Genomic DNA, 14,110 nt, shown 5'->3' on the forward strand with positions numbered 1-14,110 from the left:
AACATACAGAATCGCAAGGGCGGCCTCGAAGATCGAGTGCCGCCCTTTTCAATTCGGGATCCAAACTTCATCTGGCTAAAAATATCTCGGGGGGAGTCGCGGCTTGCCGCGACGGGGGCAGAGCCCCCATCAGCGCTTGCCGTAGTACAACCCAACCACATGCTCTGCTTGCGCAAAGAACAACCAGCGTGAAACCGCGACGCCGGTCAGATGTGACATGACAGCAAACAAAGCCAGGATGTGTTTCAGGACAACGCCATCTGCTGGAAGGATAAGCAGCAGGATCGGCAATACGAAGGCCAGCGCGAAAGAGATGGCCCGCAGCTTTTGCGCGTGTTTGCGCCCGACCACATGCACGAATTCCCGCAGCAGATAGTTTGTACCGGTATGTGGCGGCTCGAACGCACGCACTGTGCCACGATTGCCAAGGCCGGTTGCGGTGCCCAGATCGGTACCAGCGTTTTGAAACGCATTGTCGCCCATGACCCAGTAAATCAGTTGCACAATGGCGGCGACGACCAGCAGCGTGGGTGCAATACTTTCCGCACCAGCGAGCAACGCGCCGCCGGCAAGGCTGAAAGTGATGAACATCGCCGGGGTCGCCCACATATTCCAGCGCGGGATGGTTTTGAGCTGGGTGTAAATCATCGAGGTCGTGAAGACCGTTGCGAGACTAAGGATGGAGCCGACAACCCCGAGAAGCGTCCACTGCTGCCCAAGGAATATCACGCCGATGGCATAAAGCCCCATCACCGACAAAGCTGCAACGGCGCAGACGCCTTCTCGGCTGAGCCAACTTGTTTTCCACTGGCTAAAGGCTTTCCATGCCCTTTCCGGGTGGCCGAGGTGGAAAGTAGAGGCCAGCAGCCCACCGATGGCCAGCGCAAAGGCGATGGCGAAGAACACGAAAGCGGTGATGCCCGAGACGTCAGGGGTGCCAAAGCCCAGAAAGTACAGCAGGCCAAAGCCGAGGCCGGACAGTGTGGTAAAGATGATAACGGAAGGGGCCGGGTGCATCAGAGCTTCTCCAGGGTCTTGTCGAGCCAGCCAAGAAAACCCTTGGGCTCTTCGGCGACCGGGGCCAGCAGAGGGGCCAGAATGTCGATCTGCTCCTCAATCTTGTCCTTGGGTCGGGGTGGCAGATATTTATTGACGGGTTTGGTGCCCATTTCGGGCATCAGGTCCATACCGTCGCGTTCGGCGACCAGCTTGCTAACATCGCTGTCGGGATCCCCGAGGTCTCCAAAATGACGCGCGCCCGCCGGGCAAGTGCGCACGCAAGAGGGTACACGATCCACTTCGGGCAGGTTCTCGTTGTAGATCCGATCGACGCAAAGGGTGCATTTCTTCATCACGCCTTCGGCTTGATCCAATTCGCGAGCACCATAGGGGCATGACCAGGCGCAAAGGCCACAGCCGATACAGTCGCTTTCGTTAACGAGAACGATACCGTCCTCAGCCCGCTTATAGCTGGCGCCAGTTGGGCAGACCGTGACGCAGGGCGCGTCTTCGCAATGCAGGCACGATTTGGGGAAGTGGATCAGTTGGGCGTGCCCTTCCGCTGGCTGCACCTCGTAGGAATGTACGCGGTTGAGGAAAGTACCCGAGGGGTTTGCGCCATACGCATCCTGATCGGAAAGAGGTGCGCCATAATTTTCGGTGTTCCAGCCTTTGCAAGAGATCACACAGGCATGGCATCCGACGCAGGTGTCCAAATCGATGACAAGACCCATTTTGCGGTCGGTAGATGTGGGGAGTCGGGTCATTTTCCTACCTTCCACGCCAGGTTTTTGGGGCCGGTGCCAACCGGGGATTTAATCGGATCGAACTCGGGTTGGCTTTCGGCGTCGCTTGGAGCGGCGGCTTTTTCGATCTTTACCTTCAGATCGAACCACGCAGCCTGACCGGTGATCGGATCAGAGTTTGCCCAGCGCAGACCGTCACCCTTCGGTGGCAGCAACTCGTGGATCAAGTGGTTGAGCAGAAAACCCTTTGTGGCCTCAGGCGCATCTTCCTGAAGTGCCCAAGTGCCTTTGCGCTTTCCGATGGCGTTCCAAGTCCACACGGTATTGTCATTCAGTGCTGCCATTTCCATGACCGGCACGGTAATCTCACCATGCGGAGAGCTGACTTTGGCCCAGTCGCCGTCTTCCAGCCCATGTTCACGCATAAGCTTGGTCGGGACGTAAAGTGGGTTACGCCCGTGCAATTGCCGCAGCCATGCGTTTTGGGTGCCCCAGCTGTGGTACATCGCCATGGGGCGCTGCGTCAGGGCGTTGACGGTGAAGCCTTCACTGCCGGTCTGGTCGGTCTCGTACCAGATCGGCAGCGGGTCCATCGTGTCCTTGATCCGTTGGCGCAGGTGTTCGGGTGGTTGCCGTTCGCCATGACCTTCGGCTGCCAGCTGGAACTTTCGCATGGGTTCGGAATAGAGCTGGAACAGATAAGGCTGCGGGCTGTCATATATGCCCATGCCAACAGCCCAATCCTGATAGGCATTGTTCCACGGCTTATAGTAGTCGGCACCGTCGGGTATATGCGCGATATAGAAACCACCGTTCTCGATGTAGCGGTTCAGCTGATCGGGATTGACCTCGCCGCGGCCTTCCTTGTCGCCGTTTGCGCCCCGGAAACCGGCCAAAGGCCCGATGCCAGGTTTGCGCTCGTGATTCACAATGTAGTCGGCGTAATCCGTCCACTTGGCGCTGCCGTCTTCGTTGGTAAAGCCAGGCAGGCCCATGCGATTGGCGAGATCAATCAAAACCGACTGGAAGCCGCGCACGTCGCGGTCGGGTTCGATCACGGGCCAGCGGATCGCATCTGCGGCGGCCTCGGCTTCGCAGATCGGGCGGTCCAGCAGCGAGATACAGTCGTGGCGTTCCAGATAGGTGGTGTCGGGCAGGATTAGGTCAGCGTAAGCCACCATTTCCGAGCTGTAGGCGTCGGAATAGATGATGCGCGGAATCACATAATCGCCGTTCTCATCCTTGTCCGTCAGCATCTCCATGACACCTTTGGTGTTCATGGTCGAATTCCAGGACATGTTGGCCATATACATGAACAGCGTGTCGATCTTGTAGGGATCGCCCGCATGGGCGTTCGAGATCACCATATGCATCAGCCCATGGCTGGACATTGGGTTTTCCCATGTAAACGCTTTGTCGATACGGGCGGGGCTACCATCTTCTTTAAGCGCGAGATGCTCGGGGCCGCGGACAAATCCCAGATGCGGCCCGTCCAGAGGTGTATTCGGCGTCACCTTACAGTGCGGGGTCGGATGCGCCTCAACCGGCTTGGGGTATGGTGGTTTGAAGCGGAAGCCGCCGGGGACTTCGACTGTTCCAAGCAGGATCTGCAACACATGCAGGGCGCGGCAGGTCTGGAAACCGTTCGCGTGGGCCGAGACGCCGCGCATCGAGTGCATCGCGACAGGGCGACCGATCATCTTCGAGTGTTTCTCGCCCCGGAAATCGGTCCATTCATGGTCCAGTTCGAAGGCTTCATCAAAGGCCACACGGGCCAGTTCGGCTGCGATCGCTCGAATACGGGTCGCAGGTACGCCGCATTTATCGGCGATTGCCTCGGGTGCGTATTCGTCGGCCAGATAGCGTTCGGCCATCTGGTGGAAAACCGGACGGTGCGTGACCCCATCTTTCTCGTAGGTTGCCGAGAGATCAGGCCGCACGCCCGGTTTGTCGAACGCAGTCAGCTCGCCAGTTTTGCGATCAATGACCAGCGGTTTGCCGTCGTCGTCTTTCAGGAACAGACCTTTTTCCGGGCCTTCGGATGCGTTGATCAAGACCGGTGCGTTGGTGTAGCGGCTGAGGTAATCCAGATCAATTTTACCGGCCTTCATCAGCACATGGATCAGCGACATGATGAACAGGCCGTCGGTTCCGGGTGTGATTCCAACCCAGTCATCTGCCACGGCATTATAGCCACTGCGGATTGGGTTGACCCCGATCACACGCGCGCCGCGGGCCTTGATTTTGCCAATTCCCATCTTGATGGGGTTTGAGTCGTGGTCTTCTGCCACACCGAACAGCATGAACAGCTTGGTGTGATCCCAATCAGGTTGACCAAACTCCCAAAATGCGCCGCCCATCGTGTAGATGCCACCTGCTGCCATGTTGACCGAGCAGAACCCGCCATGGGCTGCATAGTTACAGGTGCCGAAATTCTGCGCCCAGAAACTGGTGAAGCTCTGGCTTTGGTCGCGGCCCGTGAAAAAGGCCAGTTTTTCGGGATTGTCTTCGCGGATCGGTTTCAGCCAACCGACAGCGATCTCCAGCGCCTCGTCCCAGCTGATTTCCTCGAACTCACCCGAACCGCGCGGCCCGACCCGTTTCAGTGGTGCGCGCAGCCGCGACGGTGCGTTCACCTGCATGATCCCTGCGCTGCCTTTGGCGCAAAGCACCCCTTTGTTCACCGGATGATCCCGGTTGCCTTCGATATAGGCGACCTTTCCATCCTTCATGTGCACGTTGATACCGCAGCGGCAGGCGCACATGTAGCAGGTGGTGCGGCGAATCTCATCTGACACAGGCGGGGATAGGTTGAGGTTTGGTTGTTGGTTCACGTTATCTCTCTCCCTGTGGCGAATCGCCATGGTGCCTGCGCGTGTTGGACGCTCTGGAGCGTAGGAACGCCGGGCTTAACCACTCAGAGGAAGAGAGCGCGAAAGCCTCTTCCTCTGCTTTTGTTTGACGGACCGGTTGAACCCGGTCCGGACTTTGACTTTACAGCGATCAAACCTGCTGTGGTCGCATGTCAGCCGCGTCGATACCGGCAACTTCAACTGGCTTCTTCATCGCGTCACGGCGGAAGGGTTCACCCAGTTCCTGGTTGATCATTGCTTCGATCAGTGTGGTGATGCCGTTCTTCTGGTCTTCGATCGCCTGGCTCAGTGCAGCGGTTAACTCGTCCTGAGTGCGTGCGATGACGCCTTTCAGGCCGCACGCATTGGCGATGCCAGCATAAGACACTTTGGTGTCCAACTCTGTGCCGACGAAGTTGTCATCGAACCACAGGGTCGAGTTGCGCTTTTCCGCACCCCACTGATAGTTGCGGAACACAACCTGGGTGATGGCGGGCCATTCTTCGCGACCGATGGCGGTCAGTTCGGTGACTGCGATGCCGAAGGCACCATCACCCGAGAAACCGACAACAGGTACATCTGGGCAGCCGATCTTGGCGCCGATGACCGAAGGCAGACCATAGCCACAGGGGCCGAACAGGCCGGGGGCCAGATATTTGCGACCTTCTTCGAACGAAGGGTACGCGTTGCCGATGGCGCAGTTGTTGCCGATGTCGGACGAGATGATCGCCTCTTTTGGCAGAGCGGACTGGATTGCGCGCCATGCTTTACGGGGGCTCAGCCAATCCGGCTTGGCAGCACGGGCACGTTCGTTCCAGGTGGTGCCCGGATCGTCCTGCTCGTGATCCATCGAGGTCAGCTCTTGCGCCCAGCGCGATTTGGTTTCTGCGATCTTCGCTTTGCGCGCATCACGACCTTCGTCACCGGCTGTATCAGACAGCTGATTCAGAATGTTGGTGGCAACAGTTGCCGCATCGCCCACGATACCAACCGAGACCTTCTTGGTCAGGCCGATACGGTCAGGGTTGATGTCGACCTGAATGATCTTCGCGTCTGCCGGCCAGTACTCCATGCCGTAACCCGGCAGAGTCGAGAACGGGTTCAGGCGGGTGCCGAGGCACAGAACAACGTCTGCTTCCTTGATCAACTGCATACCGGCTTTCGAGCCGTTATAGCCCAGCGGGCCAGCGAAAAGCGGGTGCGAGCCGGGGAAGGCGTCGTTGTGCTGGTAACCAACGCAAACCGGAGCGTCCAGACGCTCGGCCAGTGCTTTCGACGCTTCGATGCCACCATTCGACAGAACTGTGCCTGCACCGTTCAGGATGACAGGGTTCTTTGCGTTCGACAGCAGCGCGGCAGCTTCGGACACAGCCGTTGCGCCACCCGAAGGCAGCTCGAATTCAACAACAGCAGGCAAATCGATGTCGATGACCTGAGTGAAGAAGTCGCGCGGGACGTTTATCTGCGCAGGGGCCGACGCGCGTTTGGCGTTCATGATGACGCGGCTCAGCACTTCGGCCATACGGCTTGGGTCACGCACTTCTTCCTGATAGCAAACGCAGTCGGCGAACATGCGCATCTGCTCCATCTCCTGGAAACCGCCCTGACCCATGGTCTTGTTGGCGGCCTGCGGAGTGACCAGCAGCAGCGGGGTGTGGTTCCAGTAAGCAGTCTTAACAGCGGTGACAAAGTTGGTGATGCCGGGGCCGTTCTGGGCGATCATCATCGACATTTTGCCGGTCGCGCGGGTGTAGCCATCAGCCATCATTCCGCCCGAACCTTCGTGCGCGCAATCCCAAAAAGTGATACCAGCTTTCTCAAAAATGTCAGAAATTGGCATCATCGCAGAACCGATGATTCCGAACGCATGTTCGATGCCATGCATCTGCAGGGTTTTTACAAAGGCTTCTTCGGTGGTCATCTTCATCTGCGTAATCTCCGATCATAGATGGCGGGACCGAGGTTAGGGACCCGGTTTTCTGGTCGGTTTTGGCGTACGGGTGTCTGTGGCGTTAGGGCCAGAACTGGTGGTGACTTAGGTCCAGTACGCCTCAAGACTGACGAATAGTCTCAGCGATTTGCTGGATGCCGGGTCCGATACGCGCTGACGAAATCGCAGAATACCCCAATCGATAGTAGTTCTGCGGTCGGTTCGGGCCCGAAAAGAAGGGCTCGCCCGGTTCAATGTGGACGCTTTGGCGCTGCAGATCGCTTGCCAGTTTCGTCGTGTCGATACGTTCTGGTGCCTGCATCCAGATCGAAGAGCCGCCAAGCATGCCGCGACCTGCCACCGTCAGGCCATACTGCTTGATCGCTTCTTCAATTGCTTCTCGTCGGCGTTGCAGTGTTTTGGACATCCGTCTGATCTGCGCGTCGTAGTGACCGAGCGACAGAAAATAGGCTGCTGTGCGCTGCATGTGGCCGGGAGGGTGGCGCAGCACGAGTGACCGGAGTGCCCGGGCTTCGCGGATGAAGGGCTCGGAACCGACCATGTAGCCCAGACGAAGCCCCGGAAACAGAGATTTTGAGAAGCTGCCTACATAGATCACCCGCCCGTCCCGATCCATCGATCGCAGCGCTGGCGACGGTGCACCCAGAAATGACATCTCGAACTCATAGTCATCCTCGACAATCATTGCGTCCAATTCCCGGGCGCGGCTCAACAGGGCATTGCGGCGATCAACCGGCATCGTTGCGGTGGTAGGGCACTGGTGGCTGGGAGTGGTGAAAATTACGTCAGTATCATCCGGTATCGTATCTGGGAGCAAACCCTCACGATCAACCTTCAGATAGGATAGCTGGCAGTCTGAGTGGATCAGAAGATCACGCAAGGCGTAATAGCAGGGATCCTCAATCGCGGCTCTTCGATTCCGGTTTAGCAAAATGCGCGAGGCCAGCCAAAGTGCGTTCTGAGCACCCAGAGTGATCAGGATTTCCTCGGGCCGAGCCACGATGCCTCTGCGTGGCAGAGTGTGTCTTGCAATGAATTCAAGTAGCAGAGGATCATCCTGGTCGACATAGTCCCCGGTCAATGAATGGAAATCTTTGTGTCCAAGCGCCCTTACTGCACAGAGGCGCCAGTTTGCGTGGTCGAACAGTTTTCTGTCGACCTGACCATAGATGAACGGATAGCGGTAGTCGCGCCAGTTGCTGGGCTTGGTCAATACATCGCCATCCGAAAAACGGCGGGCAAAGGCACGGTCCCAGTCTACACTCTCGTTATCACGCCGAACCGGGGCGTAGGTTGGCGGCACCGGAGCGTTTTCCGACACATAGTATCCCGACCGGCCTTTGGCGGTCAGATAATCGTTTGCCAGAAGCTCAGTGTAGGCAAGGGTAACGGTAATCCGGCTGACACCCAGATGAGCCGCAAGTTTGCGGGACGAGGGCAGTTTCTCACCAACATGAAAACGCCCTGAAAGAATGCCTTCGGCGATCAGCTGCTGAAGCTGCGCCTGCAACGTGCCTTGCCCGTTGCGCTCAAGAAAGAACGTGTCGACCGAAATGCCCATGGCGTCGTTATAGGCTGGACTTAAGGTGGAAGCAATCTGGACTTATGACCGTTCGCAACTGTTTGGTTGACGTTGGTTGGTTATTGAGCCATATAACTAGAAACCTAGTTATATGGAGAAAACTTGTGTGGGAAGAAGCCGCTGCCGGTTTTTCGGCTATGGGGTCCGAAGCCCGGCTGAAAGTTCTGAAAACGTTGGTGCGTGCCGGCGAGACCGGGCTGACTGTCGGAGAAATCCAGTCTCGTACGGGCATCGCGCCGTCGACATTGGCGCATCATCTGCGGTTTCTCGCTGCTGGTGGTGTTGTTGAACAAGAAAAGATCGGGCGCACTACAATCAATCGGGCGTGCTTTGATGAGTTGAGAAATCTCGCACAGTTCATCCTCAGCGAGTGCTGTGCAGATGAGGTGGGAAAGGCCGCGAACGATGGCTGAGTTGACCCAAAACCCCAAACCCTCGGCGAGAAATCTGGTCAGTCTGATAAAAACGCCGTGGGCGCTGATCGTGGTCATCCTGGTGCTGGTGGCCGTTCTTGACCCAAGCAACTGGGCCGAAATCGTGACATTTGCCGGTAAGGCACTTGCGCATACAGGGCAATACATCCTGTTTGCCGTTTTGCTGCTGTCCTACCTCAAGGCAACCGGAGCTGAAGTGATGGTAGCCCGCGCGTTTGAAGGGCGTGAGACGCGGATGATTTTTTTTGCAGCTTTGTTTGGCGGACTGGCGCCCTTTTGTTCCTGCGAAGTCATCCCGTTCATCGCGGGATTGCTGGCCCTGGGTGCGCCCTTGTCGGCAGTCATGGCATTCTGGCTCAGTTCCCCGCTTATCGACCCGCCGACATTGCTTATCACAGCTGGTGCGTTGGGCTGGCCGTTTGCGATCGGCAAAGCCGTGGCCGCCGTTGCCTTGGGGCTGTTCGGTGGATTCGCCGTACGCGCCCTGATGAGAGGTGGTGCCTTCGCACAGCCGTTGCGCGAATACAATCCAACGGGATGCTGTGGATGCGGACCAAAGAAGGATGACAAGCCCGTATGGCAGTTCTGGAACGAGCCTGAACGCCGCACGCGTTTTCGGGCTGAGTTTGTCCACAACGGTTTATTCCTGCTGAAATGGCTGGCCTTTGCTTACGTGCTCGAAGCACTGCTGGTCAGCTATGTTCCAGCGGACCTGATTGCCAGAGTCGTCGGCGGTGAAGGCGTTGTTCCCATCGTTGTAGCGGCATTGGTCGGAATGCCGGCCTATCTGAACTCTTACGTCGCGCCACCGCTGCTGGCAGGCCTTATGGAACAGGGTATGAGCGCAGGTGCTGCGATGTCATTCATGGTGGCTGGAGCCGTCAGCTCAATCCCAGCAATGGCGGCGGTGTGGTCGCTGGTCAAACCTCGCGTATTTGCAACCTATCTGGGGCTGGGCATCAGTGGGGCCATCATCGCAGGCATCGCATTCCAGATGATTTGAATGAAAACCGCCCGGTGCAGACACCGGGCGGTTTTGCTTTACTAACTTGCTTCGCAGTACCGCGGCAGCTTGAACCTGTATCGCGGCTCACCGCTCGCCACGTACACACGTTTTTCTATGCAGGCCTCTGTACCCACTGAACGCGCGATAGGGCTTTCTGTAGACGTAATCGAAGTTGCCGAACCATCAGGCAAGCGCACCGATGCAATAACCCCGTTTTTGAGGTCTCCATTAATCGGCGTCGCTGACAAAACGGCAACGGTTAGAAACGCTTCGTGCTCGTGCTTGCCGTCGTCATTCAGCAACAATAAGCCTGCAACGATGGCAATCATTGCGATGGCGCCGGTGATCGCCAACCACCAGGATTTCAGGAACACATAGATCGATACGGCGCGGTGCGGTCCAAAAACTGCGGACAGAATGCTAAGCATCAGTTTCCCTTGGGAATGTGGCCCCGAGTATTGAATATCGGGGCCGTGAGCGCGTCAGGGGCGCAGATCTTCTTCGTCTTCGTCGTCGCCGCCACCTTTGGGCAGGTTGAAGAAGCTATCGGCATCAACGATTGGCTCATCGTCTTCTTTGTCTTCAGGCTCGTCGGATAGCGAGAACGTCTCTAGGCCTTCAATCGCGGTCGGGATCTTAGGTGCAGAATCCATTTCCAGCGATTGCTCGGTCGACACCAGCTTGCGACGCTCATCATCGCTCATAACGCCGCCTTCAGCAGCTTTCTTGGCCGCAGCCTTCTGCACGATGGCATCCAGTTCGGACTGTTTGCACAGGCCCAGAGCAACCGGATCGATCGGCTGCATGTTCGAGATGTTCCAGTGCGTCCGCTCGCGGATCGACTGGATGGTCGGCTTGGTGGTGCCAACCAGCTTGGCGATCTGACCATCGCTGAGTTCCGGGTGGAACTTGACTAGCCACAGGATCGAGTTCGGACGGTCCTGCCGCTTGGAGAGCGGCGTGTAGCGCGGGCCGCGGCGTTTTTCTTCGCCTGAAGCCGCCGGGTTGAATTTGAGTTTCAGCTTGTGCAGCGGATTGTTCTGCGCTGTATCAATCTCTTCCTGAGTCAGCTGGTTGTTGGCAATCGGATCAAATCCTTTGACACCAGCAGCCACATCACCATCCGCGATGCCCTGCACCTCAAGCTCGTGCATCCCTACGAAATCCGCGATCTGCTTGAAGCTGATCGTGGTGTTGTCCACCAGCCATACGGCGGTTGCCTTGGCCATAAGCGGTTTTGCCATCAGCCCGTCTCCTATAAATACATCTGTCCCGTCGCCGGAATGCGGCGGCCCCGAGGCTTTGGGGCAGGTTTCCGTTGTCGGGGAACTTGGGGCCTATATAGTCGCGACAACTAAAGAAGGGAAGAGGCGAATGCGCCAAGGTATTCTGGGGCTGGTATTGTGGTTCTTCAGCGCGATGGCAGCGCTGGCCGATGGCGAGCAAGCGGGAGAATTCGACTACTATGTCCTGTCGCTTAGCTGGTCACCCAACTGGTGCGCCCGCGAGGGGGATGCGCGCGGATCGGAACAATGCGATGCCCGGCACGATCACGGATGGATCCTGCACGGGCTATGGCCGCAATATCACCAGGGCTGGCCCTCTTACTGCCGCACGGTTGAGGCTCCGCCATCACGCCGTATGACACGGGAAATGGAGGACATTCAGGGCTCATCCGGGCTGGCATGGCATCAATGGAAAAAGCACGGAACCTGCTCGGGTCTGAGTGCGCCAGACTATTTTGCGCTGTCACGAAAGGCCTATGAAGGCGTCACGCGACCCGACGTGTTTCGTAAACTCGATGCGTCGGTCAAAATGCCTGCTTCGGTGGTGGAAGAAGCATTTCTCAAGGCCAACCCCAATCTGGAACCAGACATGATCTCGATCACCTGCAAGCAGGGATATATCGAAGAGGTCCGCCTGTGCCTGTCCCGCGATCTCAAGCCCGTTCCATGTGGCCGGGATGTTATCCGCGACTGCACTGCCAAAGACGCCGTGTTTGATCCGATTCGTTAAAGCTTTTTGTTCTGGCAATCGCGCGCATATTCCAGCGCTTTGGCCGTGCCTTTCAGATCAATTGCCATGACAGTCTGACCCTCTGGGTTGTAAACGGTCATGGTCTTGTTCTGCGCAATCGAGGTGACGAAGCTCCGGTCGGTAAAGAACACCGTCGCGCCGGGCACGCGATCCTGTTTGAACCCGATGGCGGTGGCATCAAAGCTCTTGCCGTCCAACTCGAACCGGATCGGATAGCTCTGCCCTGGTTTGATGTCGCCCCAAGCCTTGTTGTAAACGGTGAAATACCCACGATTGTCCAGCGCGTCATAGCCCAGCCGCACCACCGAGAGATCCTGATACACGGTCTGGATCAGGCACCCATTTCCGAGGTTGGGGTCCATCATGATGTTCCAGCCCTCGACGAAGCCTTTGTCGATGAGTTCCTGCGACAGGGCGGCGGTGGCGCTGAAGGCGGCCAGGGTCAAGGCAAAAAGTCGGGACATCAGATCATTCCAAATCGCAAGTGATACTGACCCTTAGTAACCGCAAACCATTCTCTTCCAAAGAGAATTCGAGAGATTCAAACTGCAGGGTGGTTCATCCTTTTATTTTACCAGTTGATTAATTAACCATGTGATTTATTAATGGGATTATGACTGACGACAAAAAATTGGATTTTGCATTTGCCGCTCTTGCGCACCCTGCGCGCCGCGCCATGCTGGCGCGATTGGCACAAGGAGAAGCAACAGTAAAAGAACTGGCCGAGCCGTTCGATGTAAGCATGCCGGCAATCTCTAAACATCTTCGTGTTTGGAAGAGGCCGGGCTGATTGAGCGTTCAAGAAACGCTCAGTTCCGACCCTGCAGACTAAACCCGGAGCCTTTGGAATCGATTGCAAACTGGACTGACCAATATCGTCATATTTGGGAGGTTCGGTTTGAAGCGATGGAAAAACTACTTAGCGAAATAAAGGATTTGAATGATGAGTGACTCAGAAAACTGGGTGCGAATTGTGCAGGAATTCCAGGCTCCGGCGAACCGGGTCTGGCGTATGTGGACCGATCCGGCGCTTTTTCAGAAATGGTATGGGCCCAAAGGGTTCTCAGTTCCAACTGCAGAGATCGATTTGCGTGTCGGAGGTATACGAAAGGTCTGTATGGAAATGAAAACGCCGGATACCACCATGAGGATGTGGTTTACTGGCGTATATAAAGAAATCTCAGAACCGTCCCGGTTGGTCTATACCGAGAGCATGTGTGACGAGGATGGAAATATTATTTCGCCAAAAGATATGGGGATGCCCGAGGGAAGCCCAGACTTAACCGAGGTGATTATTGATCTTCTCGAACAGGATGGTAGGACACGCATGACCATGGTCCATCGGGGTGTGCCTGCCGGAAGTGCAGGCGAAGGCGGATGGAAGCAAGCATTCGAGAAGCTGGATGCTGTTCTCAAGGAAAGGTGATGCTTCGGCCTTGGTCTGACGGTCTAAAGTTCCTTCCTTGCCCTAAGCGCTGCTGTGATCGTCCCATCGTCCAAGTAATCCAACTCGCCTCCAATCGGGACGCCCTGCGCTAGGGAAGTCAGGCGGACCTGTCCATCTAGTTGGTCGGCGATGTAATGCGCGGTGGTTTGGCCATCAACGGTGGCGTTTAGGGCGAGGATGATCTCGGTGATACCCTCGGCCAGAACCCGATCCTTTAGCCGAGGAATACGTAATTCAACCGGACCGACACCGTCCAGTGCTGACAATGTGCCGCCCAAAACATGGTAGCGACCCTTGAAAACCCCGGCGCGCTCCATCGCCCAGAGGTCGGCGACGTCTTCTACGACGCACAGTTCCCCGGTTGCACGGTCTTCGCTATTGCAGATGTCGCAGATATCGGTTGTGCCCACATTGCCGCAGTTTAGGCATTCACGGGCAGTGACAGCCACCTGCTGCATGGCATCTGAAAGCGGCGTTAGAAGCAGGGCGCGTTTGCGGATCAGGTGCAGGACGGCGCGTCGGGCCGAGCGAGGGCCGAGGCCGGGCAGCTTGGCCATAAGGTCGATCAGATTGTCGATGTCGCTGTTCGAACTCACCGCGAAGCTCCTGCAAAGAGGCCGGGTAAGTAAGCCCCGGCCATTGATCCGTCAGGAAGGTGCATCAGAACGGCAGCTTGATGTCTGCGGGCAGACCCATGCTTTCGGTCAGCTTGGCCATTTCAGCCTGCGAGCGCTCCTGCGCCTTGGTCTGGGCGTCCTTGATCGCAGCGAGGATGAGATCCTCGACCACTTCCTTGTCATCGCTGTTGAAGATCGACGGGTCAATATCCAGACCTTTCAACTCACCCTTGGCGGTTGCGGTGGCTTTGACCAGGCCGGCGCCGGATTCACCGACAACCATCAGGTTGTTCAGCTCTTCCTGCATCTCGGTCATCTTGGTCTGCAAGTCCTGTGCAGATTTCATCATTTTGGCCATGTCACCCAGGCCGCCGAGTCCTTTAAGCATCGGTAATCTCCTGTCACTCGATTTGAGGCCTAGATACGAAGCGTAACCGCG

Annotated in this window: 15 protein-coding genes; 5 read left to right on the top strand and 10 right to left on the bottom strand. The window is 56.9% G+C overall.

Translation table 11 applies throughout. The features are described 5' to 3' along the window. Window positions 1–129 precede the first annotated feature (129 nt). From G7G_RS0109630 to pdxR, 5 genes are all read right to left on the bottom strand, one after another. Window positions 130–1,017, bottom strand: a complete 888-nt coding sequence (locus G7G_RS0109630; protein WP_010440886.1) for a dimethyl sulfoxide reductase anchor subunit family protein — start codon at window positions 1,015–1,017, stop codon at window positions 130–132. Continuing rightward, on the bottom strand, window positions 1,017–1,766 hold the full coding sequence (locus G7G_RS0109635; protein ID WP_010440887.1) for a 4Fe-4S dicluster domain-containing protein: 750 nt from the start codon (window positions 1,764–1,766) through the stop codon (window positions 1,017–1,019). The genes G7G_RS0109630 and G7G_RS0109635 overlap by 1 nt, the downstream gene beginning before the upstream one ends. Next, entirely contained in the window at window positions 1,763–4,579 is a 2,817-nt protein-coding gene (locus G7G_RS0109640) for a molybdopterin oxidoreductase family protein (protein WP_010440888.1), read from the bottom strand. The genes G7G_RS0109635 and G7G_RS0109640 overlap by 4 nt, the downstream gene beginning before the upstream one ends. A gap of 169 nt (window positions 4,580–4,748) precedes the next feature. Beyond that, the gene (xsc, locus tag G7G_RS0109645) at window positions 4,749–6,524 is read right to left on the bottom strand and encodes a sulfoacetaldehyde acetyltransferase (RefSeq protein ID WP_010440889.1); all 1,776 of its coding nucleotides are present in this window, start codon (window positions 6,522–6,524) and stop codon (window positions 4,749–4,751) included. 124 nt (window positions 6,525–6,648) lie between these two features. Continuing rightward, window positions 6,649–8,109, bottom strand: a complete 1,461-nt coding sequence (pdxR, locus tag G7G_RS0109650) for a MocR-like pyridoxine biosynthesis transcription factor PdxR (RefSeq protein ID WP_010440891.1) — start codon at window positions 8,107–8,109, stop codon at window positions 6,649–6,651. 125 nt (window positions 8,110–8,234) lie between these two features. Between pdxR and G7G_RS0109655 the strand changes: the two genes are divergently transcribed. Both G7G_RS0109655 and G7G_RS0109660 read left to right on the top strand, forming a co-directional pair. Then, window positions 8,235–8,543 (top strand): ArsR/SmtB family transcription factor, encoded by a 309-nt coding sequence (locus tag G7G_RS0109655; protein WP_010440893.1) that lies wholly within the window; start codon window positions 8,235–8,237, stop codon window positions 8,541–8,543. Beyond that, entirely contained in the window at window positions 8,536–9,567 is a 1,032-nt protein-coding gene (locus tag G7G_RS0109660) for a permease (protein WP_010440895.1), read from the top strand. Before G7G_RS0109655 ends, G7G_RS0109660 begins: the two co-directional genes overlap by 8 nt. A gap of 41 nt (window positions 9,568–9,608) precedes the next feature. Here G7G_RS0109660 and G7G_RS0109665 read toward each other — a convergent pair whose 3' ends face one another. Then, a complete protein-coding gene (locus G7G_RS0109665; protein WP_010440898.1) occupies window positions 9,609–9,998 on the bottom strand; it encodes a hypothetical protein in 390 nt (129 codons plus the stop codon). 54 nt (window positions 9,999–10,052) lie between these two features. After that, window positions 10,053–10,814, bottom strand: a complete 762-nt coding sequence (locus G7G_RS0109670; protein ID WP_010440901.1) for a DUF1013 domain-containing protein — start codon at window positions 10,812–10,814, stop codon at window positions 10,053–10,055. A 130-nt stretch (window positions 10,815–10,944) separates the two neighbouring features. Here G7G_RS0109670 and G7G_RS0109675 point away from each other — a divergent pair, with 130 nt between their 5' ends. Next, complete coding sequence (locus G7G_RS0109675; RefSeq protein WP_010440903.1) at window positions 10,945–11,586, top strand: ribonuclease T2 family protein; 642 nt, start codon at window positions 10,945–10,947, stop codon at window positions 11,584–11,586. Here G7G_RS0109675 and G7G_RS0109680 read toward each other — a convergent pair. Next, the gene (locus tag G7G_RS0109680) at window positions 11,583–12,071 is read right to left on the bottom strand and encodes a hypothetical protein (protein WP_010440905.1); all 489 of its coding nucleotides are present in this window, start codon (window positions 12,069–12,071) and stop codon (window positions 11,583–11,585) included. The two genes, G7G_RS0109675 and G7G_RS0109680, sit on opposite strands and share 4 nt — an antisense overlap. A gap of 149 nt (window positions 12,072–12,220) precedes the next feature. Between G7G_RS0109680 and G7G_RS24660 the strand changes: the two genes are divergently transcribed. Both G7G_RS24660 and G7G_RS0109690 read left to right on the top strand, forming a co-directional pair. Continuing rightward, the gene (locus G7G_RS24660; protein WP_010440907.1) at window positions 12,221–12,397 is read left to right on the top strand and encodes an ArsR/SmtB family transcription factor; all 177 of its coding nucleotides are present in this window, start codon (window positions 12,221–12,223) and stop codon (window positions 12,395–12,397) included. 153 nt (window positions 12,398–12,550) lie between these two features. Beyond that, entirely contained in the window at window positions 12,551–13,033 is a 483-nt protein-coding gene (locus G7G_RS0109690; protein WP_037321185.1) for an SRPBCC family protein, read from the top strand. Window positions 13,034–13,056: 23 nt separating this feature from the next. Here G7G_RS0109690 and recR read toward each other — a convergent pair whose 3' ends face one another. Together recR and G7G_RS0109700 are read right to left on the bottom strand one after the other, a co-directional pair. Further along, complete coding sequence (recR, locus tag G7G_RS0109695) at window positions 13,057–13,650, bottom strand: recombination mediator RecR (RefSeq protein ID WP_010440911.1); 594 nt, start codon at window positions 13,648–13,650, stop codon at window positions 13,057–13,059. Between the two features lie 64 nt (window positions 13,651–13,714). Next, the gene (locus tag G7G_RS0109700; protein WP_010440914.1) at window positions 13,715–14,059 is read right to left on the bottom strand and encodes a YbaB/EbfC family nucleoid-associated protein; all 345 of its coding nucleotides are present in this window, start codon (window positions 14,057–14,059) and stop codon (window positions 13,715–13,717) included. Window positions 14,060–14,110 lie beyond the last annotated feature (51 nt).

Source organism: Ruegeria conchae (assembly GCF_000192475.1).
Classification (GTDB): Bacteria; Pseudomonadota; Alphaproteobacteria; order Rhodobacterales; family Rhodobacteraceae; genus Ruegeria; species Ruegeria conchae.

Excerpts from the sequence above, each read along its gene's own strand:
- G7G_RS0109630 (WP_010440886.1), bottom strand. The coding sequence starts at position 1,017 with ATGCACCCGGCCCCTTCCGTTATCATCTTTACCACACTGTCCGGCCTC.
- G7G_RS0109635 (WP_010440887.1), bottom strand. The coding sequence starts at position 1,766 with ATGACCCGACTCCCCACATCTACCGACCGCAAAATGGGTCTTGTCATC.
- xsc (WP_010440889.1), bottom strand. The coding sequence starts at position 6,524 with ATGAAGATGACCACCGAAGAAGCCTTTGTAAAAACCCTGCAGATGCAT.
- pdxR (WP_010440891.1), bottom strand. The coding sequence starts at position 8,109 with ATGGGCATTTCGGTCGACACGTTCTTTCTTGAGCGCAACGGGCAAGGC.
- G7G_RS0109660 (WP_010440895.1), top strand. The coding sequence starts at position 8,536 with ATGGCTGAGTTGACCCAAAACCCCAAACCCTCGGCGAGAAATCTGGTC.
- G7G_RS0109665 (WP_010440898.1), bottom strand. The coding sequence starts at position 9,998 with ATGCTTAGCATTCTGTCCGCAGTTTTTGGACCGCACCGCGCCGTATCG.
- G7G_RS0109670 (WP_010440901.1), bottom strand. The coding sequence starts at position 10,814 with ATGGCAAAACCGCTTATGGCCAAGGCAACCGCCGTATGGCTGGTGGAC.
- G7G_RS0109675 (WP_010440903.1), top strand. The coding sequence starts at position 10,945 with ATGCGCCAAGGTATTCTGGGGCTGGTATTGTGGTTCTTCAGCGCGATG.
- G7G_RS0109680 (WP_010440905.1), bottom strand. The coding sequence starts at position 12,071 with ATGTCCCGACTTTTTGCCTTGACCCTGGCCGCCTTCAGCGCCACCGCC.
- G7G_RS24660 (WP_010440907.1), top strand. The coding sequence starts at position 12,221 with ATGACTGACGACAAAAAATTGGATTTTGCATTTGCCGCTCTTGCGCAC.
- G7G_RS0109690 (WP_037321185.1), top strand. The coding sequence starts at position 12,551 with ATGAGTGACTCAGAAAACTGGGTGCGAATTGTGCAGGAATTCCAGGCT.
- G7G_RS0109700 (WP_010440914.1), bottom strand. The coding sequence starts at position 14,059 with ATGCTTAAAGGACTCGGCGGCCTGGGTGACATGGCCAAAATGATGAAA.